The organism is Salegentibacter profundi, from assembly GCF_054121475.1.
The window spans coordinates 35242-57739 of sequence record NZ_JBSYGG010000004.1 but is presented as its reverse complement, the minus strand read 5'-3'; the positions used below and the strand labels follow the sequence as shown (position 1 = coordinate 57739).

At 43.4% G+C, this 22498-nt stretch carries 21 protein-coding genes and 1 tRNA gene; 12 read left to right on the top strand and 10 right to left on the bottom strand.

The genetic code is table 11. The features are described 5' to 3' along the window. Position 1 precedes the first annotated feature (1 nt). From ACW6NC_RS07010 to ACW6NC_RS06995, 4 genes are all read left to right on the top strand, one after another. Complete coding sequence (locus tag ACW6NC_RS07010; protein WP_457864711.1) at positions 2 to 1156, top strand: trans-sulfuration enzyme family protein; 1155 nt, start codon at positions 2 to 4, stop codon at positions 1154 to 1156. Between the two features lie 57 nt (positions 1157 to 1213). Then, a complete protein-coding gene (gene bshB1 / locus ACW6NC_RS07005; protein WP_457864709.1) occupies positions 1214 to 1930 on the top strand; it encodes a bacillithiol biosynthesis deacetylase BshB1 in 717 nt (238 codons plus the stop codon). 76 nt (positions 1931 to 2006) lie between these two features. After that, a tRNA-His gene (locus ACW6NC_RS07000) sits at positions 2007 to 2082 on the top strand. A 356-nt stretch (positions 2083 to 2438) separates the two neighbouring features. Continuing rightward, positions 2439 to 2870 carry a hypothetical protein gene (locus ACW6NC_RS06995; RefSeq protein ID WP_457864707.1) on the top strand — a complete coding sequence of 144 codons (432 nt, stop codon included), beginning with the start codon at positions 2439 to 2441 and terminating at the stop codon, positions 2868 to 2870. A 16-nt stretch (positions 2871 to 2886) separates the two neighbouring features. Here the strand turns inward: ACW6NC_RS06995 and ACW6NC_RS06990 are convergent, their stop codons facing one another. Beyond that, positions 2887 to 3318, bottom strand: a complete 432-nt coding sequence (locus ACW6NC_RS06990) for a hypothetical protein (RefSeq protein WP_457864706.1) — start codon at positions 3316 to 3318, stop codon at positions 2887 to 2889. A gap of 218 nt (positions 3319 to 3536) precedes the next feature. Here ACW6NC_RS06990 and ACW6NC_RS06985 point away from each other — a divergent pair, with 218 nt between their 5' ends. Together ACW6NC_RS06985 and ACW6NC_RS06980 are read left to right on the top strand one after the other, a co-directional pair. Next, positions 3537 to 3785, top strand: a complete 249-nt coding sequence (locus ACW6NC_RS06985) for a DUF7218 family protein (protein ID WP_457864704.1) — start codon at positions 3537 to 3539, stop codon at positions 3783 to 3785. A 254-nt stretch (positions 3786 to 4039) separates the two neighbouring features. Beyond that, entirely contained in the window at positions 4040 to 5416 is a 1377-nt protein-coding gene (locus tag ACW6NC_RS06980; protein ID WP_457864703.1) for an MATE family efflux transporter, read from the top strand. 68 nt (positions 5417 to 5484) lie between these two features. On the opposite strand, the gene ACW6NC_RS06975 is transcribed toward ACW6NC_RS06980, so the two are convergent. Beyond that, entirely contained in the window at positions 5485 to 6081 is a 597-nt protein-coding gene (locus tag ACW6NC_RS06975; protein WP_457864701.1) for a hypothetical protein, read from the bottom strand. 292 nt (positions 6082 to 6373) lie between these two features. On the opposite strand from ACW6NC_RS06975, the gene ACW6NC_RS06970 reads away from it, so the two are divergent. Then, a complete protein-coding gene (locus ACW6NC_RS06970; RefSeq protein WP_457864699.1) occupies positions 6374 to 7204 on the top strand; it encodes a DUF4382 domain-containing protein in 831 nt (276 codons plus the stop codon). A gap of 70 nt (positions 7205 to 7274) precedes the next feature. Here ACW6NC_RS06970 and ACW6NC_RS06965 read toward each other — a convergent pair whose 3' ends face one another. After that, positions 7275 to 8243 carry a DUF438 domain-containing protein gene (locus tag ACW6NC_RS06965; RefSeq protein ID WP_457864698.1) on the bottom strand — a complete coding sequence of 323 codons (969 nt, stop codon included), beginning with the start codon at positions 8241 to 8243 and terminating at the stop codon, positions 7275 to 7277. Between the two features lie 171 nt (positions 8244 to 8414). Here ACW6NC_RS06965 and ACW6NC_RS06960 point away from each other — a divergent pair, with 171 nt between their 5' ends. Both ACW6NC_RS06960 and ACW6NC_RS06955 read left to right on the top strand, forming a co-directional pair. After that, the gene (locus tag ACW6NC_RS06960) at positions 8415 to 9650 is read left to right on the top strand and encodes a peptidase U32 family protein (RefSeq protein WP_457864697.1); all 1236 of its coding nucleotides are present in this window, start codon (positions 8415 to 8417) and stop codon (positions 9648 to 9650) included. Then, positions 9650 to 9880: a ferredoxin gene (locus ACW6NC_RS06955; RefSeq protein WP_457864695.1), complete on the top strand. Its 231-nt coding sequence runs from the start codon at positions 9650 to 9652 to the stop codon at positions 9878 to 9880. The genes ACW6NC_RS06960 and ACW6NC_RS06955 overlap by 1 nt, the downstream gene beginning before the upstream one ends. 18 nt (positions 9881 to 9898) lie before the next feature. Here ACW6NC_RS06955 and ACW6NC_RS06950 read toward each other — a convergent pair whose 3' ends face one another. Next, a complete protein-coding gene (locus ACW6NC_RS06950; RefSeq protein WP_457864693.1) occupies positions 9899 to 10171 on the bottom strand; it encodes a DUF4242 domain-containing protein in 273 nt (90 codons plus the stop codon). A 241-nt stretch (positions 10172 to 10412) separates the two neighbouring features. On the opposite strand from ACW6NC_RS06950, the gene ACW6NC_RS06945 reads away from it, so the two are divergent. Both ACW6NC_RS06945 and ACW6NC_RS06940 read left to right on the top strand, forming a co-directional pair. After that, entirely contained in the window at positions 10413 to 10664 is a 252-nt protein-coding gene (locus tag ACW6NC_RS06945) for a hypothetical protein (RefSeq protein ID WP_457864691.1), read from the top strand. Between the two features lie 15 nt (positions 10665 to 10679). Next, positions 10680 to 11318 (top strand): LuxR C-terminal-related transcriptional regulator, encoded by a 639-nt coding sequence (locus ACW6NC_RS06940; RefSeq protein WP_457864689.1) that lies wholly within the window; start codon positions 10680 to 10682, stop codon positions 11316 to 11318. A gap of 75 nt (positions 11319 to 11393) precedes the next feature. On the opposite strand, the gene ACW6NC_RS06935 is transcribed toward ACW6NC_RS06940, so the two are convergent. Both ACW6NC_RS06935 and ACW6NC_RS06930 read right to left on the bottom strand, forming a co-directional pair. Continuing rightward, positions 11394 to 11954, bottom strand: coding sequence for a hypothetical protein (locus tag ACW6NC_RS06935; protein WP_457864688.1), 561 nt, complete (start codon positions 11952 to 11954; stop codon positions 11394 to 11396). A gap of 369 nt (positions 11955 to 12323) precedes the next feature. After that, positions 12324 to 14978 carry a cation-translocating P-type ATPase gene (locus ACW6NC_RS06930; protein WP_457864687.1) on the bottom strand — a complete coding sequence of 885 codons (2655 nt, stop codon included), beginning with the start codon at positions 14976 to 14978 and terminating at the stop codon, positions 12324 to 12326. A gap of 413 nt (positions 14979 to 15391) precedes the next feature. Between ACW6NC_RS06930 and ACW6NC_RS06925 the strand changes: the two genes are divergently transcribed. Then, a complete protein-coding gene (locus ACW6NC_RS06925; RefSeq protein ID WP_457864686.1) occupies positions 15392 to 16714 on the top strand; it encodes an OmpP1/FadL family transporter in 1323 nt (440 codons plus the stop codon). A 76-nt stretch (positions 16715 to 16790) separates the two neighbouring features. On the opposite strand, the gene ACW6NC_RS06920 is transcribed toward ACW6NC_RS06925, so the two are convergent. The 4 genes from ACW6NC_RS06920 to ACW6NC_RS06905 form a co-directional block, all read right to left on the bottom strand. Further along, complete coding sequence (locus ACW6NC_RS06920) at positions 16791 to 18032, bottom strand: APC family permease (RefSeq protein WP_457864684.1); 1242 nt, start codon at positions 18030 to 18032, stop codon at positions 16791 to 16793. A gap of 460 nt (positions 18033 to 18492) precedes the next feature. Further along, entirely contained in the window at positions 18493 to 18951 is a 459-nt protein-coding gene (locus ACW6NC_RS06915) for a hypothetical protein (protein ID WP_457864682.1), read from the bottom strand. Between the two features lie 250 nt (positions 18952 to 19201). Then, positions 19202 to 21760 (bottom strand): ABC transporter permease, encoded by a 2559-nt coding sequence (locus ACW6NC_RS06910; protein WP_457864680.1) that lies wholly within the window; start codon positions 21758 to 21760, stop codon positions 19202 to 19204. Beyond that, positions 21757 to 22443, bottom strand: coding sequence for an ABC transporter ATP-binding protein (locus ACW6NC_RS06905; protein WP_457864678.1), 687 nt, complete (start codon positions 22441 to 22443; stop codon positions 21757 to 21759). Before ACW6NC_RS06905 ends, ACW6NC_RS06910 begins: the two co-directional genes overlap by 4 nt. Positions 22444 to 22498: the final 55 nt, after the last annotated feature.

The following is a 22498-nucleotide window of genomic DNA, read 5'->3' as shown; positions in this document are numbered from 1 at the left end:
TATGGCAAAATCAACCCACGGAATAAATACCAATTGTATTCACGCCGGAGAACTGGAAGATAAAGAATTTAAAGGAGCAGTTTCACCCTTGTATATGGCTACTTCTTATGCCTTTGAGGAGGTTGAGGTTAAACGTTACCCACGATATTTTAACACTCCGAACCAGGTGGCACTGGCCAAAAAAATGGCTGCCCTGGAACATGGTGAAGCAGCCCTGATCTTTGGCAGTGGAATGGCTGCGGTAAGCACAGCCCTTATGGCCTTTTTGCATAAAGGAGATCACGTGGTTTTACAAAATACGCTATACGGGGGAACCAGCAACCTGGTAACCGAAGAGTTTGATAAATTTGGAATAGCCTACTCCTTTACCCAGGATTCCAGCCCTTCTTCCTTTGAGGTGGAGATCAAACCCAATACCAAGGTTATTTATATCGAAACCCCCTCCAATCCCTTACTCACTGTTACCGATATCAAAGCAGTGGCCGAGGTAGCCAAAGCACACGGTCTGGTCAGTATGATCGATAATACTTTTGCCTCTCCGGTCAATCAGAATCCCATTGATCTCGGGATTGATATAGTGATCCATTCGGCCACAAAATATATGGGAGGCCATAGTGATATTCTAGCCGGAACAGTGATTTCCTCAGCAGAAAAAATCGATACCGTTTTTCAGCTTGCCAAAAACTTTGGTGGCAGCCTGAGCGACTATACGGTCTGGCTTCTCGAACGCAGCCTCAAAACTATGGGAATCCGGGTGAGAGCCCAGAATGAGAATGCGCTGGAACTGGCAAAATTTCTGGAAAATCACGATGATGTGGCCCGTGTTTATTATCCCGGTCTTGAGTCTCATCCTGATTATGATATTGCAAGAAAACAAATGCTTGGTTTTGGAGGAATGATGTCTTTTGAACTTCGGGAGGGTCTTGATGCCGACCTTTTTCAGAAGAAATTGACCCTTATTAAATCTTCGATGAGCCTTGCCGGGGTGGAATCCACTATTCTTTCCCCATCAAAGACCAGTCATGGCCTACTTTCTGAGGAAGAAAGGGAAAAGCAGGGGATCCGTGATGGCCTCCTGAGATTCTCCGTGGGTATAGAGCAAAAGGAAGACCTGATGGCCGACCTGGAAAATGCTCTTGAGGAAGTTCAAAAATAGCCAAATGCTAAACTTTCCTGTCCAAGGCAGGAAAAGAAAACCAGAGGAAAATTAATTATGAAGTTAGATATATTAGCTGTTGGGTCGCATCCCGACGATGTGGAATTAAGCTGTTCAGGTACGATCGCCAAAGAAGTAGACCGTGGGAAGAAAGTGGGTATCCTGGATCTTACCCGGGGAGAAATGGGCACCAGGGGTACCGCTGAAACACGAGATGAAGAAGCCAGGGCTGCAGCAGATATACTGGGGGTGGTAATGCGACGAAACCTGGAATTCAGCGACGGTTTTTTTCAAAATAATACCTCGCACCAGTTGGAGATCATCAAGGTGTTAAGAAAATACCGTCCGGAGATCGTCCTTTGCAATGCCATTGACGACCGGCATATAGACCATGGGAAAGGCGCTAAACTGGTCAGTGATGCCTGTTTTCTCAGCGGCTTGCGTAAAATAGAAACTATCCATGAGGGAAAGAGCCAGAAGGAATGGAGGCCAAAGCATGTTTACCATTATATCCAGTGGAAAAATATCGAGCCTGATTTCGTGGTCGATATTACCGGGTATATGGATAAAAAGCTGGAATCCGTACTGGCCTACAGGACCCAGTTTTTCGACCAGAACTCCAAAGAACCCCAAACTCCGATTTCCAGTGCCAATTTTTTAGACAGTATAACCTACAGGGCAAGAGACCTAGGGCGATTGATCAATACTGAACACGCTGAGGGGTTTACAGCAGAACGTCACGTAGCCGTGGATTCGGTTTTCGATTTGATCTAAATTTTTTCCTTCTGAAAGTGATTTTTTTCTTTGGGAAATAGTAGAAATAAATTACATTTGCAACCGCAATTAAAATGGTGGTTGTAGCTCAGCTGGTTAGAGCGCCGGATTGTGGTTCCGGAGGTCGCCGGTTCGAAACCGGTCTTCCACCCCTTTTTAACCTCTTAGGAAACTAAGAGGTTTTTTTGTGGCCTTTTTTGGATAAAATGTATTTTTTATCGATGAAGGTTTGTAAATCCTAATAAGTTGATGTTTCAGCGTTAAAAATGTTAAAATCATTGAATTCTCCTAGCTTAAAAATTAAATTTATAGAGTAAGTGATTTAAAAATAAGGGGTTAGTTCTATTTTTGTTCATACAAAAAATTGCTTTTTCTCAGGTAGGATCAAAAATCATATAAAGGAATTAACTTCTTAATTTTCTAACCAATCATAATTCCCGGGCCCGTAGGAGGCTATCTGGCCCGGGATTTTTTCTTTTACTTTAAAATTTTATAATTATTTTTAAGGATGAAGAAAAAACGACTCCTACTTTTCATTTTTATTCTTCTTATTCTATATCCTGTATATCAGGCTATTATGGTGACAGGCTTATTTTCCACGGTAGAGAATCCCGGGGAGATTAGAGCAGCTATCACGCAATTTCAATTGAGCATTTGGCTAAGTTGGGTAGGTATGATGGCGATCTCGGTATATTTTAAATGGCTTCAAAAAGATAACTTCTTTTTTAAATTGAGCTATTTTTTTCTGGTTTTAGCCTTTGGCGCCTTTGGTTACTTCACCCAACATGCACTCGATATCTTCGAAAATGGTCCTCGATTTAGTGATTCATATACCCTTGGGGTTTTTACCGCGATTCAACATCTGGCTTTCGCAGCGATCCTGACCATCTTTCTGCAAATAGCCGTGAGGATATTTCAAACCAAATGGCACCGCCGGTAATCTTACCTGTTTAATCCTAGATAAAATATTTATTCATGGTTTTTAAATTGTCCAGCAATTCTCTCATTTGCTGGCGGTGCTCCAACAGGGTGGCCCTTATTTCGCCTACCGTGGTTTTTGCAAGGGCTTCCTGGCAAAGCTTATATGAGGTCAGTTCCATCTTAAGACAAACCGCTTCTATTTTTTCTTTACCGGCTTCCGGCAGGAATCTGCTTGAGGTTGCCAGGGGGTTTCCCTCAATGGCAGGATCCTTTCGTTCATAACGAATAATATGTCGCTTGAGATCATGGGTAAAGCTTTTCTTTTGCCGGATCAAGCGGGACAAAAGGCTCTTTAAAAAAAGTCTTTTCTCTCGCTCCCAGATTTTACGGTAAAAAACTTCGAGATTTTTATTTAATATATAAAGATCCTTTAACCTCCTCACGGATTCTTTCGTATTTGATTTCATAAGACTTAGAATGGTTTTAGAATAGTTGGGGATAACTCTTATAAGATAACGAAAATCTCCTGGAAAACAGTGGGTTTTAACGTATTTCTTACAGGCTTATAGGATTTATAAAAGACTGTTAATAAAGGTATTATTTAGAAAATCCTGTGAAAATTTTAACCTTCCCTGCTAGCCTTTTTCTTTACCTTGATCCTGGAAATAATTAAAAAATATAAGTTATGGCTAAAGATCATGGACCCAGTATTAAAAATGACCAGCAGTATGAAGACCTTCGAGAAGAAGGAATGAGCAAGAAAAAGGCTGCCAGGATCGCTAACGACCCAAAATCGGGTAAAAAAGGAGGGAAGGCGCAGGAATATGAGGAGCGCACCAAAGAAGAACTCTACGAGCAGGCCAAAAAGGTGGGCATAGAAGGTCGTAGTGATATGAGCAAGGAAGAACTCATCAAGGCTTTGAGAAATTCGTAGCTACAATTTTAAAATTGTAGGAAAATTCATTAATTTAGTTTACCCGATTTCCGTAGCCCCCCAAAAGGTCTTCGGAATTAAGGGAGCCTCTATACTTTTTAAAAAAGTATGGAGGCTTTTTTAATTGCGCTGTTATTGACCAGACGAAAGTGGTGACTTATTAAATTAAACTTAAATTGTTCTTTTCTCAGGAAAGTCGCACCTCGCTTTATTGATATTTTCCTTACTTGCAGCTTCAAATTATTTTAATTCCCGTGGCTAAGAAAAGACAGGTGAAATTCACCGAAGGTAAAATTCTCCATTCTCTGGCAGGACTGGCCTGGCCTATCATTCTTGCTAACATCCTGCAAACTGCCTATCAGCTTATCGATACTTTTTGGCTGGGGCGTTTAGGGGCTGATGCAGTGGCCGCGGTAAGTATCAGTTTTCCTATTCTTTTTCTTATTCTGAGTTTGGGTGCCGGTTTAACCCTGGCCGGGACGGTGATCGTTTCCCAGTATAAGGGAGCCGAGGACCAGGGGCAGGTCAATTACAGCAGTTCCCAGACCGTTCTGGTGATCTTTTTTATCTCTGTACTGCTGGCCATTATAGGGTATTTTGCTGCAGCACCCCTGATGAAACTCGTTGGCGCCGGCCCTGAGATCCTGGAGGATTCGGTAAGTTATTTTCAGGTCTCCTCCTGGGGCTTCATTTTTCTCTTTATGTTTTATGTGTTCCAGTCCTTAATGCGGGGCATTGGCAATGTACTCCTGCCGATGTACGTAGTACTGGCCACTGTTTTTCTGAACCTGGTGCTGGATCCTTTATTTATTTTCGGTTATGGCCCAATCCCTGGCTTCGGGGTAGCAGGAGCGGCAGTGGCGAGTATTGTGACCCAGGGCCTCTCGGCCCTTACAGGGCTCTTAATTCTGTTTCGCGGAAAAATGGGGATTAAGATTAGTTTCAATCAGATGAAATTTGATTTTCCCTGGACCAGGCGAATGTTTAACATAGGGATTCCCTCCAGTATGGAAATGTCTACCCGGGCAGCAGGTATGACGGTACTGATCATGCTGGTTACAAGTTTTGGAAGCGAGGTGGTTGCAGCCTACGGAATAGGCAGCCGTATTCTGAGTTTAATCGTGGTTCCCGCCCTTGGTTTTGCTATGGCTACCACGACCCTGGTAGGACAGAATATAGGAGCCGGTAAGATAAAACGGGCAGAGCAAATCGGAGACCTGAGTACTAAAATTGCCTTTTTTGGCCTTACAGCGGTGGGCTTGCTGCTCTTTGCCTTTGCCGAGCCAGTTACCGCCTTTTTTGTCCCGGATGATCCTAAGGTCATACGAGATGGATCCCTTTTTATTAAAATCATGGCACCGAGTTTTGGATTGCTGGGAGTCCAGCAGGTGTTAAACGGCGTGTTTAATGGGGCTGGCTTTACCAAGGCATCCCTGCTTATTTCTGTTTTTGCTCTGTGGATGGTAAGATTCCCGACAGCCTATGTACTTTCCAGTAATACCGGGCTCAGCTTTGAAGGTATCTGGTGGGCCTTTCCCATATCTAATTTTCTGGCAGCAATTGTAGCCTTTATCTATTACAAAATGGGTTACTGGAAATTAAGAACCATCCGCTACCGGCACAGAAAGTAACTACCAGGAAAGATTAGCCTAAAAAAAGAATCCCGAAGCTTTTTAGGTTTCGGGATCCGATTTATGTTTTACTGATCTTTAGGCGGAGTGATCATAATGTGCGCCCTGTGGGTGCCTGGGTCCATAAGCCAGGGCATACCCGGAAGATGTGGTTTGTCGGGAAGTCCGGTCTGTTCGGTGGTCGCATAGGGTATATATATGACATAACGCATATGCGACTTCTTTAATTCCCCGGTTTCCTTATCGTAATTTTCCTCATCTCCACTGAGGATATAGGTCATACTGGGAGCATCAGGAAGCTTTAATTTACCTGATTCCGCATCTTTCCTGCGGGCTTCTCTTATTTCCATCATTTCCTTTCCTTCTGCCTTTAATTCCCTTCCCATGGCCATAAAGGGGTCCAGGTCTTTGGAGTAACAGGAAACGTTTATTCCATCCCGGTTAGGATCATCGGCAAGACAAACCAGGTTATTGGTTCCTTCTCTTAGCACAATCATTTTTCCAGCCTCATCATAACCATAAACCATAGCCGCTTCCCTGTCTTCTTCCGGTGCGGCAAGTGTCGCTGTTTTGATCTGGATCTCCCTGGGAAGAATCTCTGGGTTCTGGGCAGTAAGGCCTAAGCTCATAAAGCTTAAAAGTCCGGCAACTATCATTGTTCTCATAAAGATTGATTTTATTTCTGAAAATTTCTTCAGCATTCCTATTAAGCTAAAGATAAGAATTTTAGATGATCACGCCCCGCTTTGCTGCTTATTTCAGAATATTTTCACAATTAAGTATTGTAAACCAGTTAATTAGGAATTAAAAATGTACCTTTTCAGTAATTTAAGATACTTAGCTTACATCGTTCCCTGGCGGTGTTTTTCATTCCCCTTTTTAAGAAGTCCCTAAACAATAATATGTAAAGTACCTGTAAGGCAGACTGCTTAACGGGTTTAATTTAATATGAATATTATGAAACTTATTTTTAGGGTTATGTTTGGGGTTGTTTTTTCTGGAGTAATCACCGCAGGGTGCTCCAGCGATAATGCACCTGTGGAGGTTGAAGAAACTACACCACAGGAGAAATTATTAGAGGAGGAGCAGGCTGTGGCATACTTATCCGTAAAGCTGGTAGATGCTCCCGGAGATTATCAACAGGTAAATATTGATCTGCAAAGACTGGAAATTCTAATGGATCAAAGCGTTTTGCCACTGGAATTAATTCATGGAGGGGTACATGATCTGCTGGAGTTTACCGGTGGAGGTTATGAAAACCTGGTCTATGCCTACCCGATACCTGCCGGAAATCTTTTAGCACTGGAACTGGTGTTGGGAGGTGATAACGAACTGGTGTTATTGGATCAAAGCCGCCTTAACCTTGGTAGCCCTGCCGATAAGCAAGATGGGCTGGAGGTTGCTCTGGATGAACAACTCCATTCCGGGGACACCCTCAATCTCGTTCTCGACTTTAATATTGATGCCTCTATAATTTTAGAGTCTGATCAAAGCTATTCCCTTGTTCCTGTTTTAAGACTTACCGATGAGGATAAAACCGGTCATATTTATGGTTATCTGGCCGAGGCCTTAAAAGATAGCCCGGCTTTGATCTTTGTGACTGCCGATGCAGATACCATACAAACCCAAACCTATTATGGAGAATTCATGTTGTGGGGACTTCCGGTGGGAAGCCACGATATCACTTTTAGTTTTAGGGAGGGTTCAGGACTTAAGGAGCTGATCGTTCCTAAGGTTTCGGTCAAAGCAGGAGAGATCACGGCCATTGGTCCACTGAGTTATGAGTGATAGTCCTATATAAGGCACCATCCTTTTCAAATTCAAGGATGGTGCTTTTATAATAAAACAGTAACTTTTTCTAATCCCAGTTCAGTAGGCGATTTTCACCCTCGATCTTTTTGATATCGGTGATGTCCTGAGACATTTCGATTACCCCGCGGTACTTTTTCTCGGCATCCCTTACTGCAAAATAGCGTATATAAATAAGTCGGCCTTTGAAGTTGATCCAGAAGGAGGCTTCATTTTTGGTACCTTTTTTAAACTCCTCAAGGATTTTCAAGACAGTACCCACACTTTTTGGCGGATGACAGAATCTTACCTCTCTTCCTATTATTCCAGCACTTCGGGGAAATACCCTTTCTTCTCCACGGTTATAGAAGATAACCTTATCATTTTCATCAACATAGGTGAGATCCAGGGGCATGGTTTTTAATAACAGGTTAACCTGTTCTACGCTCATATAGCCTTCGTCGTAATGCGAAGTATTTTCAAGGTTAAAGCTTAGGTTCCTTTTAGTATTGTCCTGGCTTGGATGAATATATTGCTCTTGCCCTGGAAAGGCTACGGGAGTTTCTGGCAGCATCCATCCGATTTCCTCTTCTCCTTTCCTAACGGCAATCCAGTCTTCTTCCGAAAGAATTTCCAGGGCATTTGGAAAGAGTACATCCTCTTCAATAAGAAGCAGTCGATGAATTCCACTGGTTAAAAACCGGGCATCAGCAGAAACATTTTTGAATTCTCTTTTAGTAATTTTTTTGCGAAGTAATCGGAATTGTTCCCTTAGGTTATCATGAAATGACCACATCCCCTGGCTGGGTCCGTTCCATCCTTTTTGCTCCAGAAAAGGGAATAGCTGGTTCTCTTTGCGTTCAAACCTCCTTTCAATACTCTGTAATTGGTTAAATATATTAAAATACTTCTGGTCCTCTGCTGCGGGATCGGTTTCTTCCAGTTCACCCAGCAATGTTAGGATGAGCTCTTTTTCTTTAAAGTAAATTTTCACCGGATGTCCTTCCGGCAGGGTACTAATATCTAAGCTTGCATTCATGATCTCTATTTTAAGACAAAGAAAAGGCAGAGAAATGTGATGGGATATGACCCTGATCACAATAAGAAAATGGGATTTTTATTTTTTTTGCATTGGTTTTATGTACAAAGGATTTGAGAGGCAGAACAGGATCTCAATCAGGACTTAAATTTATCACTAAACAGCCTTTAAATGAAGACAAAGATGGAACTAATGGCACCTGCGGGAAATTTTGAATCCCTGCAGGCAGCTCTGGATAATGGCGCAGACTCAGTTTATTTTGGAGTAGACCAGCTCAATATGAGGGCAAGGGCTTCAATAAATTTTACCATGGAAGACCTGCCGGAGATCACGCGCAGGTGTGACAAAAAGAAAGTGAGAACCTATCTTACCCTTAATACCATTATCTATGATCACGATCTTTCCCTGATTAAGACCCTGCTGGCTAAGGCAAAGCAGGCCGGAATTACCGCTGTGATCGCTTCGGATCAGGCGGTGATTGCATCGGCTAGAGAAATAGGAATGGTCGTACATATTTCCACCCAGCTGAACATCACCAATATCGAAACGGTAAAATTTTACAGCTTATTTGCCCAGACTATGGTACTATCCCGGGAGTTAAGCCTACGTCAGGTAAAAAAGATCACCGAGCAGATCGAAAAGGAACAGATAAAAGGACCCTCGGGGGAACTTGTGAAGGTGGAGATATTTGGACATGGTGCTTTATGCATGGCCGTATCCGGGAAATGTTATTTAAGTCTCCACTCCGATAACTCTTCAGCAAACCGTGGTGCCTGTAAACAGAATTGCAGAAAGAAATATACCGTCATCGACCAGGAAACCGGTTTTGAGATCGAGATCGATAATGAGTACATGATGTCACCAAAAGATCTGTGTACCCTTGATTTTTTAGACCAGGTGAGGGATGCCGGGATACAGATTCTCAAAATAGAAGGCCGGGGCCGAGCCCCGGAGTATGTCGCCACGGTCACCCGGGTATACCGGGAAGCCATTGATTCCCTTGATGAAGGTACTTTTACTCCCGAAAAAGTAGAAGCATGGATGGAACGACTGGCCAGGGTTTATAATCGTGGGTTCTGGAGCGGTTATTATCTTGGACAGAAACTCGGAGAATGGAGTAAGACTTCCGGTTCCCAGGCTACACGTAAAAAAGTATATGTTGGAAAAGGGGTACATTATTTTCCTAAAGCAGGGGTGGCTGAATTCAAAATAGAAGCCTACGATATTAAAAAGGGTGATAGGTTACTGATTACCGGACCCAGCACCGGCGCTCAGGAAATTGACCTGGAGGAATTGTTTGTCAATGAAACCAGTACGACAAAAGCTACAAAAGGGGATTCCTGCACCATAAAAATCCCGTTCAGGGTGAGACTTTCCGATAAACTCTATAAAATAGTAGCCGTCTGATGGTAATAATTACCTTGCAACGCAACAAGTGTATCGGCTGTAATTATTGTGTAGAGCTGGCCCCGGCCCAGTTCCAGATGTCTAAAAAGGATGGGAAATCAGTGCTCCTTGGCGCCAAAGACAATAAAGGTTTTCATACCCTGAAATCTCCTGATCATACAATCCTGGAACAAGCTCAGGCGGCTGCGACAGCCTGCCCGGTAAAGATCATCAAGGTTAAGGCCACCTGAAATCGATTCCGCCTTGGTTTATTCGGCGGTGACGGGATCTATAATGCTTGCAACCTTGCTAACCACGTTGGCCGGAAAACCACCTTGTTCTGCATGGGCCAGGATCATTTCTTCATTTGGTGCGTTGTATATGCAGTAGATCTTATCAGTAGTTACATAACTTTGTACCCACTGGATATCAGGTTCCATGTTTCGCAATACCTTACAGGAGGTCTCAGAGATGGCTTTTAATTCACTTGCGCTTAGTTTGCCTGCACCCGGCACCTCCCTTTCAATGACAAATTTAGGCATAATTAAGATTTTTAGTTCCTTAAAAATAAGACATTACTCCTTTAAAATGGTAGCGGGTATTTCCCCGAATTTCGTTTTTATAAATTTTTCTTTCCCTGTGATCTCTTAGAGCTTAAACCCCGGGAAAACCCTTATATATTGTTGTAAATCAATATGTTAAAAACTTTATCAAGGATAAATAAATCATTAATTTTATAGCCCTACCGATTTTTTCTCCCCGGAACGTATTAACCTTTGACCAATGGAAAAGTGGCTGCTCGAATATAGGCTATTCGGAATTATACCGGGGTTGATAAGAAGAGTATCTGGCTATCCGGTCAATTTTCGTTACGAACCCATTGCGATTTTATTCCAGATAGCCCAAGAGATAAGCCTGATCTTGTATTTAAAGGTGTTTAAGGCCAGGGAATGTGAGAAAACAATCCATCGCTCTGGTGAATATTTTCAGTTGTTAATGCATTTTAACCAGGATCCCAATACCCTAGTAAAGTAGATTTAAAAAGTTTTAATGATGCCATCCAGACTTTTGTTGTTTGATAAGGATCAAAAGCTTCGGGAATCGCTAAAAGCGGTTTTGGAGAGCGGGGGAGAGTACGTGGTTTCAGGAAATTATGATAATGTAGCCGATATCGAAATGATCCTAAGGAAGGAGAAACCGGACCTGGTTATTCTGGATGTCAAAATCCCCGAAGGGATTCCTGCGATTTCTCAAATTAAAAAAATAAGGCCGCTATCCCTTATTCTTATTTATACCAGTATTTTAGACGAGGAAAAACTATTCAAATGCTTTTGTCAGGGGGCCAATGGCTTTCTGCTTAAAAATGTCTCCCTTATTGAAGTCTACCAGGGAGTTAATGAACTGAGAAATGGGGGAGCGCCCATGTCTGCAGCAGTGGCCAAAATTGTGTTGGAATCCTTTAGAAAACCAAGGCAGAGCAATAAGGAAAATTACAATCTTACCCAGAGAGAGGCAGAGGTCTTAAAGCTTCTCATTAAAGGCCATAGCGTGAAAAGAATTGCCGGTGAGTTGCATATGGCTTTCGAGACCTCCCGGTCTCATCTTAGAAATATTTATCAAAAGTTAAATGTGCATTGTGGTAAGGAGGCCATTGCCAAGGTCTTTTCAGATAAAATAAACTTGAAATAGTACCTGCTGCCAGGTTTTATAAAAATGGGACAGAAAGGAATAAAAAAAAGGGAGTTTTTAGCTCCCTTTTTTCGATCATTCTTCTTTTTCTAGCCCAGCGAGCCTTTGATCATCGGTCTGCTGTTCAATTCTGACTGTCTGGCTTTGGTTGCCCCTGACCAGCTTTATTTTATAAAAAGCCTTGCTGATCTGGTCTCCAGAGCCACGGGCCTTATATTTATTCCCTACGGCTGCCCAACCTTTATGGTCCCGGTATAAATCGGCCATTATCTTTCGGGGGAGTACCACATCCTTGAAGGACTGGTGGTGCCTTTTTAAAGACCCCTGCTCATCGAACTGAGCATTCAAAGCGCCCTGGGAAGTTCTGAAACTTACAAGGTAAGTATCATAATCCTTATCGATGTGATCGATTAAACTAAGGACATTGAAGTTATTCATCATAAATTCAATGGGATTTTTCATGAACTCTCCGGTGTATTGCTCCTTTACCGAGAAGGTAAATTCATCGGTATTTCCAGAGAGTTTTTCGGAAACAGGGTTCAATAATACCCTGGCTTCTTCTAGTTCAGTAATTTCCTGCGATTGTGCAGTTGCGATAAAACAAACCAGTAACGAATAAAAAATTAAATTTTTCATAACAATAATATTTAGTGATTAATAATTACGTTTTTAATCGTCAAATACGTGTTATGGGGAAAACTTCCGACTGTTGAATTAGGGATTCCAGGTCTTCTGAGTAAATCCGGAGAGGATAGGATACCGGATAATTTCTCTAGTGAGTGCTCAAGGGTGGAGCTTCTCTATACTTGTAATTTCTTAGATGTAAAAGTAGGTGATCAGCCTACTGTCCGCAATCCCTTTTTAGGGTGAAATTTTATAGGGTCTTATTAGCTAAAAGGCTTATAAATTCAAAAACTACCTTAAAAAGGGGATATATCCCCCCTCTTAAAGGGGGAGGCTGTTGAATTTAATTAAAAAACGCAAGGGAATTTACCCTGCCCTGGATCATTCTTTTTTGCTGCGCTGAAAGCCTTTAAAGATTTCCATACTAACCAGAATTAAAGTGGCAGTGAAAAACAATTTGATCCATTCCCCTGGGGAAACCGGATTCAGTGCGAGTAGCTCCTGCATAAAAGGAATGTGCATGGCAAGGATATGAAGACCCTGGGCTGCAAGGATTCCAATAATGAGAAAATAATTATTGCTAAAAGGAATTCTGAAGGCAGACCGGGTTTCGGAACGGGCATTGAGGGCATGGAAGTTTTGTAGTAATACCATTAAAAGCAGAATCAGGTTGCGGGCTGTACTTTCCTCATAATTTAAATTATTGATTAAATGATACCAAAGACCAAATGCGAGTATACTGATCACTGAGGCCGAAACCAAAGTCTGTTTGATCATCAGGGGGTCAAAAATACTTTCATCAGGTTTACGTGGGGGCTGCGTCATTACCTTTTTTTCCCCGGCCTCAAAGGCGATGGCCACGTCCTGGATCCCGTTAGTAACAAGGTTGAGCCAGAGTAGTTGCACAGGTAAAAAGGGTAGAGGCAGACCGGCCATAAGCGCCATTCCAATAGATAGAAGTTCAGCGGCTCCCGTAGAAATCAATAAATAAATGATTTTCCTGAGGTTAGCATAGGTAAAGCGACCTTCTTCTATTCCGGCTGCGATAGAGGCAAAATTATTATCGCTAAGAATAATGGAGGCTGTATCCTTGGCAACATCGGTACCATAGCCCATGGCTACGCCGATATTGGCTGTTTTTAAAGCCGGGGCGTCATTTACCCCATCCCCGGTTACGGCGATAAAATGACCCAGTTCCCGTAAGGCCTTTACGATCAGTTGTTTCTGATGTGGGGAAACCCTTGAATACACATGTTTTGTTCTTAAGGTCTGCTGGAACTTTTCTTCTCCTCCAGCGATAATCTCTTCCAGCTCTTTTCCGCTTATCAGCTCTTCTGGTCCCTTTGCGATACCAATCTCTTTGGCGATAGCCAGGGCTGTTGCTGGGTGGTCGCCGGTGATCATAGCTACTTGCACCCCTGCTTTATAGCAGTCCTCCACCGCTTGTTTTGCCTCACTTCTTAAAGGATCGATAAGCGCGATAAATCCCAAAAAATCCATTTCCGGTAATTCATCTACCGGCCTTACTTCGGCTACATCACCACCTCCAACGGCGATAATTCTGTAACCTTCCCTGGCATAACGAACTGTTTCTTCGAGGAGCCCCTGATATTTGTCCTGGTCAATCCTGGCACGTAACTTTTCTACGGCTCCCTTAAAAGCGATCTTTAATTGCTCGTTTTCCTTATAATAGACCGCTGCATATTGTCTTTCTGATTCAAAGGGTATTTCGCTGATTTTTTCTTTATCCCGGAGTAACTCCTGTGGAGAAGCTTTCCCCTTGTAGGAAATACTCAACAAAGCCACATCAATAGGATCTCCGGAATAACTCCAGTCATTATTGTTTTTAAATAGCTCAGCTTCGTTGCAAATGGTGATACAGGTTATTAAACGTCTGAGATCTTCTGAAGCATCGACACCTACCTGGGCCTCCTTTATATCGATGATTTTACCCTCTCCGTTATACCCTTCCCCAGTTAGATTAAAAACCTGCTGGTTCGGAAGAACAATCGCCCTGGCGGTTTGCTGGTCCACCGTTAAGGTTCCTGTTTTATCGGTAGCGATAAAAGTGCAGCTGCCCAGCCCTTCCACAGCGGTTAGTTTCCTGATGATAACATTGCGTTTGGCCATCCTGGAAGCGCCTATGGATAGCGCCACGGTCATGGCAATAGGAAGGCCTTCTGGGATTGCCGAGACAGCCACAGCGACGGCGAAAAAGAATAGTTCCCTGATCGGAATCCCGCTGTAATACCCTGCAATCCCAAGTAGGACAACAGCAATAAGCACGATGATACTTATTCGTCTGGTGAAGGTTTCCATTCGTTTTACCAGGGGGGCTTTCCCTGTGCTAAGGGATTTCAGGGAAGAGGCTATTTTGCCGATCTCCGTTTCTTTTCCTGTTGCAGTCACCAGGCCGAGACCTCTTCCCGTGCTGATGTTAGTTCCTGCAAATAACATGTTGAATCGCTCGGCCACCGGAATATCTTTCTTATCCAGGGCTTCGCTTTGCTTATCAATAGCCAGGGATTCCCCGGTAAGAATGGCTTCCTCCGCAGTAAGATTATTCTCCCGGATGATCCTGATATCAGCCGGAACCTTATTTCCCGATTCCAGGATGACAATATCGCCAGGGACCAGCTCTTCTCCATCAATGACAAAACTTCTTCCATCGCGTTTAACCCGAACTTTAAGTTTAATCATCTGTTCCAGGGCGGAAGCTTTTTCTTCCGCTTTCCATTCCTGGAAAGCGCCTATGATGGCATTGATAAGAAGGACGATAATAATAAAACCAGCATCGGAATATTCATTGAGCATTATGGAAACTATGGCCGCTACAAGCAATACATAGATTAGCGGGCTTAAGAACTGGTTGAGAATGATTTTGAATAAGGTGAGTTTTTTAGCCGAGGGAAGGGTATTGCGGCCATACCTTTCCATTCTCTCGGGAATTTCTTCTGAAGATAGCCCGGCCAATGTTACTTCGTGCTCCTTCAGAGCCTTCTCTGGGCTATGGTAATGCCAGGCAAATGCTTCCATCTTATTAAATTTAGGTATACCAGGTAAATGCTTATCGTGATGATTTGATTCATCACAAAATGTTTATTCAGTAGTAGGTAAGTAGGGGAAGAACCCGATTTCAGGCTTGCTTGAAGATCAGGGTTCTGGCAGCTCTAAAATACGAAATTAACAAGCGCAATGAACAGGAGTAAAAGGATAATTTTACAGACATATACGAAAAAAAAAATGATCTGGCAGCCTCCTATGATACTGAAAGGATAAAAGATTTTACATCCAAATAAAAGCCTTTTTAACTTACCAAAAACTGATGATAATCATACTTCTATAGTTTGCTTATAAGTACTTTTAATTGCCCGAACACTGATTTTTATAGGGGGTTTCAGGCTTTTCGGGTGTGGTAAAAAAATCCTCTTCCATCTAACTTTTCAACTATGATCAAAAATATTCTTAATCTGAGCTTTTTACTCTTCTCGGTTTTTGCCTTTTCTCAGGCCGGGCACATCATGCAGGGCATGGGTGCGGTAAACATGTCCATGGGGGGAGCTGCAACAGGGCAGCCCCTTGATATTTCCGGGGCCCTGCATTGGAACCCGGCAGCAATTTCTACCTTTGATCAAAAGGTAATCAAATTCGATCTGGGCTTATTTTATTCTTCCCCGGAACTTTATTCTACGGTACCTGAATTCGATGACCAGGGGCAGCCCACCGGAAATTTTTATAGCGGACAAACCCAGGATGATCGTGGAGCTTCTCCTATGCCGGCTTTAGCCATGGTATGGGGGAATGAAGATAGCCGGCATACTTTTGGTGCCTTTCTTTTCGGAATAAGTGGTTTTGGAGTGGACTTTCCTGAAAATATGAATAACCCGATTAGCATGCCTCAAAACATGGGTGGTTTTGGTCATATCGAATCCGATTACATGTTGCTTCAAGGTGGGGTGACCTATGCTTATGAGCTTTCTGATCATTTTTCAATAGGAATTAATCCAACGATCAACTATGCAGGGCTTGAATTATTGCCAAATCCCACAGCGCAACCAAGTATGGCAGGATATCCAGGAACTGATAAGGCCTCTGCCATAGGCCTGGGCGGACAGATCGGGCTTTTCTATGATTCAGCTATGGGCTTTAAGGCAGGGGTTTCTTATAAGACCAACCAATACTTCAGTGATTTTGAATTTGAGAACACCTACCTGGATAATACCACAGCTACCAATGAGTTTAGAATGGACTACCCAGCAATCCTTTCCCTGGGCTTGGGGTATTCCGCCGGCGATTTTGACCTGGCCCTGGATTACCGCATGGTCGATTATGAAAATACCGATGGTTTTTCTCAAACCGGGTGGACCCAAAATGCTTCGGTCAGGGGTTTTGGCTGGGAAAATATGGATGTGGTCTCTGCGGGAATTCAGTATAAAGGAATCAACAGGTTGCCATTACGCCTGGGATATACCTATAGTTCGAATCCTATTCCGGAAGAAATTGCGTTTTTCAATATCCCGGCTACAGCAATTATTAAAAATGCTTACCAGTTTGGAATAAGCTATGAGATTAATCCTAACTTTAATCTGGATGCGGTCTACCATCATGGTGCCAGTGACGGTCGTACTGCTGGACCCTTACTGAATCCGATGTTCGCACAGAATTATCCTCCCAATGGTGCTATCCCGGGAAGTGAGGTGGCTTACGAGATGACTACCGACCTGGTGATGCTTGGGATCAGTTATAAATTTAAAAGCCGGACACAGCAATAAATAGCCGGTGGTTTTGAATTTAAGTTTCGCTAATGCCTGTAAGGCTCAGCCGGATCATCCGCCTGGGCCTTACTTTTTACATTTTTCCCTGTACCAGGTTGTAGATGTTGAAGCCCAGGAGTATCAATAGGCTGAAAAGTGCCAATACGGTCGGAATCGGAATATTTTTAATATTTAGCGGAATAAAAAAATATGGCTTTTCTTCCTGAGTGTCCTTATGATTCCTTCGGAAGTTGATCAGGGCGATATTTACCATGCCAAAGACCAGGAAGATAAAGATATTACTGATACTGGCAACGGTCTTGAGATTCCCGATCAATCCAAAGGCCATAGCAACTATGGCTACTGCGATGATGGCATAATTTGGGGCGTTGCCAATACCAGAGATGGTGGTAAACTTTTTTAACCAGGTAATATCACTATCCCGGGCTACATCGTAAAGTAGCCGGGAAGTCCCCAGGATATTACTCAATATGGATTTACTGGTGGCAAACAAGGCTACAATCACAAGGATAGTAGCGCCAATATTCCCTAGTTGACTTTCGATGACCGCGGCCAGTGGACCATTTGATTCTGAGAGGTTTTCCCAATTCAAAACACTTACCGAACTTATTGCGATAAGCACATAGAGCACCAGGACACTTAATCCACTTATCATTACCGCCAGCGGCATGTTCTTTCTTGGAGATTTGGTTTCTTCTGCCATCTTTACCAGGTCCTCAAAACCTATATAACTAAAGAATATTAAGGCCCCACCGGCCACAACTCCAATCCAGCCCTGCTCGGTGGTTTCCATGAGATTTACCTGACCAAATTCAGGAATGGACACCCCTATGACCAGACCAAGGCCCAGGAGGGTGACAATAGTGGCAAAACTGTTATAATAAGAACTGTATTTAGAGCCGATGATATTAAAAAAGGCCATAAGCAGGATGATCAGGATAACGGCAAGACTGGAAGAGAGATCCATTAACCGGCCCAGGTACTCGGCAAAACTTATCGCTATAGCCCCGGCAGCGACCACCCCAGTGAAGCTCATAAAGATGGACATAAAAAGAGCGGTTTTATGCCCCAGGCCTTGTTTTATATACTCGAAGCTGCCCCCGGCATCCGGAAACCTGCTCACAAATTCGGCATAGCTCAGGCCTGTAAGTAAGGCAACCAACGCAGCGATCACAAAGCTGAGCCATAACATATTTCCGCCTAGATCTGCTGCCTGACCGATAATGGCATAAATCCCTGCACCGACAATGCCTCCGATTCCAAACATCAGGACATCCCATAATCCCAGGGATCTTTTTAATTCCTTTTTACTCATTTATGAAATTTGCTTCCAAATCTTTTTAAAATTTAGCAATGAAACAACAATGCCTACTACTTTAACAAAACTTAAATTGCGAATCTCCGAATACTCAAAACCTTTGCCGGAGGAGAAAACCCTTTTTCTTAATATTATGTGAAAATTTGATTATATTTGCCTTTTGAATTAAGAAAACTTTAAGTTGTTGTCGTAAAGGGAAGATGAATAGATTGATTTTTAAACTGAAAATTGGCATTTACCAAAGCCTCAATTTTTTTTACAAGCCATTTGCTTCCCATCGGCTGCTGCAAAATCATCCCTACCGGTTTCTATTTTTGATCGCTGTGGGCCTGGCGGTATTACTTTTGTGGATCGGAGCCTGGTTTTTTGGATTTCTGGATTAACTTGTGGCTTTAAAGTCTTAAAAAATAAAAAAGGGAGAATACTCCCCCTTTCTTAAATTCAAAACCGGATCTTATTAATTATTTTCCATATCCTCCATTCTATCTTTTACCCTGGCCTGTAGTGCGCTGTCTCTTTCCATCATTCGGACCATGTGCTGGGCCATTCGTTCTCTTTTTTGTTCGGTGAGTTGCATGGTAGTATCCTGTTCTATCATGTTCATCATATTCATTCTCATGGAATCCATCATCTCAGGATTATTCTTCATCATATGTTGCATCTGTTGTCGGCCATACATATTACGCATCATGGGGCGATTTTGACGCATAAGGTCCATAGATGCCCGATTGTCCCTCATTTCTTCCATAAACTCATTGAAGAGTTCTTCATCATTTAGGATCTGCTCGTAGACTTCTTCCCGCTGCTCCTGATTTTCAGTCAGGTCAACCCTCCTGTCGGTTTCGCAGGAAATAAATAAAGTCAGCATTAATAACAAACTCAATGCGCTGCTTAATCTTGCTTTTAAACTTCTCATAATATTCATTTTTGGTTAATTAATATTTTCATTGTTCGGTTTAATCGGCCATTAATAAAAGCCTCTTAGATTGCTGATAATTCAGCATAAACAATTGATAACAATGAAGGTACGAAGTATTAGCGAACTAATGAATAGCCTTAGGTTTTTGTTAACTTTCCAGTCTTATCTGCACTAACCTTAATGCTTTTTTATTTTTTAGAATATCCAGGCCGTGGAATTACAGATAAGCTTTTATTTTCCCTGAGCGCTACCTGCCCTGTTTGCGTAAAACCTCAAGGGGTGGTTTGCCGATAACCCCTGTACTGTTGGACAGGCCTATACTTACCACCAATAACACGATACCTGGGAAAAGAATGAGAAAGGGAACCCAGGAGGGGATAAAACTGGATTCGAAGACCCACCACGCCAGTAACTGACTGCTCAGCAGGGATAATATAATACCAGAGAGACTTCCTAAAACGCCCAAATAAACATACTCCAGGGCTGCGATCTTCAGGATCTGATTGCCTCTGGCACCAATGGTCCTTAAAAGGACGCTCTCCCTGAGCCGTTGGTATTTACTGGTTCTCACCGCACCAATCAGCACGATGATCCCCGTCAATATACTAAAGAAGGCCATGAAATTGATGATCCAGGATATTTTGCTCAGTAAGGACTCAATGACACTTAAAACCTGCCTAAGATCTATAATGGAAACATTCGGGAAATGCTGTACCAGTTGCTGCTGCAGGGCAGCCGAAGAACTCTCATCGGTAACCTTGGTTGTGATCACCCTGAATTGTGGTGCCTGTTCCAGTATGCCCACAGGAAAGACCAGTGAAAAATTGGGCTGCATCCTGCTCCAGTCAACACTTCTAATACTACTTACCCGGGTTTCAAGGACCACTCCCTGGACATTAAAGCTAAGCTGGTCTCCAAGCCCGACCTTTGCATCTTCGGCAAAATTATTACTGATGCTTATGGGAATATCATCCTGCTTGTCGGTGGAGGATATCCACTGCCCCTGTTCGATAATTTCTGAGGAGATAAGCGAATCCCGGTAGGTGACCCGAAACTCATGGTTCAATACCCATCGGTTTATCCCTGAGCTGGTGTCCTGTTTTATTTGGTTAACCGACCTTCCTTTTATGCGCTCTACCCGCATGGTAACAATGGGAATATTATCAAGTAAGGGGGCCTTGTTTTCTCTCAGGGTATTCATTACGTCCTCCTGTTGATTTGATTGGACATCCAGCAGGATTATGTTCGGGCTATCGGCTTCGGTCTCCAGGGAGGCCTGGGCCAGCAAGAGGTCTTTGCTAAAATAAAGCGTGCTGATAAGAAAACTTCCAACCCCGATGGCCAGAATGAGGATAAGGGTCTGGTTTTGGGGTCTGAACAGGTTTAACAGGCTCTGCCTGGCCGGAAAACCCCAGCTGTGGGGGAAATACTTTTTTATGGCCTTCATAAATAAAGCGGCAATTCCCGCCAAAATAGAAAAGCTAACAAGGATACCACCTACAAAGGCAAGGGAATACTGCCAGTTTCGAAGTAGCCAGAAAGCGAATAGAAATATGAAGATTAAAATACCCACGGAGACTATTATAATCGCCCGGCGGGATCTTGAGGTTTCCTTTTCCTGGACCCTAAGGGCCTGTAGCGGGGAAATGTATAGGGTACCCATCAAAGGATACAGGGCAAAGAGTACCGACATAAATATTCCAAGTAGAATGCCCATCAGCACGGCCTGGGGTACCAGGCTCACCTGGACCTCCACTGGTAATAAATCCTGAAGCAGGAGTGGGAATACCTGTTGTAAGAGCAATCCCACCCCGGTACCTATAATACCTCCTGCAAATCCCATTATGGCTACCTGTATCAAAAAGATCAGAAAGCTTTGTCTGCGGGTGGCACCAAGGCACTTGAGCACAGCTACCGCACGAAGTTTTTCCTTTATATAGATATTGATAGCACTGGCAATGCCCACACAACCCAACAGAAGCGCTATAAAGGCAACCAGGTTTAGGAATTTTCCGAAATTTTCATAGCGCCTGCCCAGCCTGTCACTGGTGGAGGTATGGGTGTCGAGATCGGCATTTTCCTGGTCCAGCACAGGCCCGAGGTTCTTGTCCATTTTCTCCAGGTTAGTTGCCGGATTAGCTTTAAAATAAAACTCGTAATCTATTCGGCTCCCGGTTTGTATCAGTCCGGTTTCCTCTATAAACCGGTATGGGATGACTACAGGGGGTGCTACCGAACTAAAGATTGCGGCACTGCCCGGTACTGAATGCAGGGCACCGGCTACAGGAAAACGAAGTTGGCCTATTTTAATACTGTCCCCGGTTTCTATGCCGAGCTGTAGCATCAAGGTAGCATCCACCAGTGCAGCACCTTGCTCCTGGAATTGCAGTGCGGCCCGGGTTGGGCTGGTCTCCAAGGCTCCATAGAGCGGAAAATCCCCATCGATACCTCTGACCTGCATGAGCCTGGTAGCCTTATTTTTTTCAAAGGCGACCATGGAAGGGAATTTGATCTCCCTGCCATCGGCTCCGCCAAGGGAATCCATTATTTCAAGGACCTTTTGATTTGGAGGATTATTACTGTCAATCTTAAAATCGGCACCCATTAAAGCCTTTGACTGTAATTGGATATTATCTTTAAGGTTCACCCCAAAAGACTGGATGCTCACTACAGCAGCAATCCCCAAAACGATGGAGGCCATAAACAGGATAAGCTTGCGTCCACTGGCTTTACCGTCCCGCCAGGCCATCTTTAAAAGCCATCCGAAATCTGCTTTTCCCGGGCTATTATACTGTGGTTTTTTCATGATGCAGAAGGCTCTTTTGAGATTATCCTTCCGCCTTTTAATCTAAGAATTCGTTGGGTTTTCTGGGCAAGTTCCAGGTCGTGGGTCACAATGACCAGGGTAGTGCCTGCCTCTTTGTTTAGTTCAAAGAGAAGTTTGACGACCTTTTCCCCGGTTTCCGCATCGAGGTTGCCGGTGGGCTCATCGGCGAACAAAATGGATGGTTTTGTGGAAAAGGCCCGTGCCAGAGCAACTCTTTGTTGCTCTCCCCCGGAAAGTTGGGACGGATAATGATTTATTCGTTCCTTTAATCCAACTTTTTCAAGGAGTTCTTTTCCTGTCCTTACCGCATCTTTAGCTCCCTGTAATTCCAGGGGTACCGCTACATTTTCAAGCGCAGTCAGGGTGGGCAGCAATTGAAAGTCCTGAAATACAAAGCCGACATTGCGATTCCTCAACACAGCCCTTTGATCTTCGTTTAATTCATTGAGTGCTGTACCGCAAAGGGTGATCCTGCCTGAATCAGCCTGGTCCAGCCCTGCGCATAAGCCCAGCAAGGTAGTCTTTCCACTTCCGGAGGGCCCAACAATGGCAAAGCTTTCCCGTTCTTCGATATCGAAACTGATATCCTGTAAAACCTTTAATTTTTTTGATCCGCTGGAATAGCTTTTCTCCAGCTGGTGTACGTTTAATATCTTTGCCATCTTAGGTCATACTATTTAGACTGATCTCACAAAATAAAGAAATGATTTCGATTTT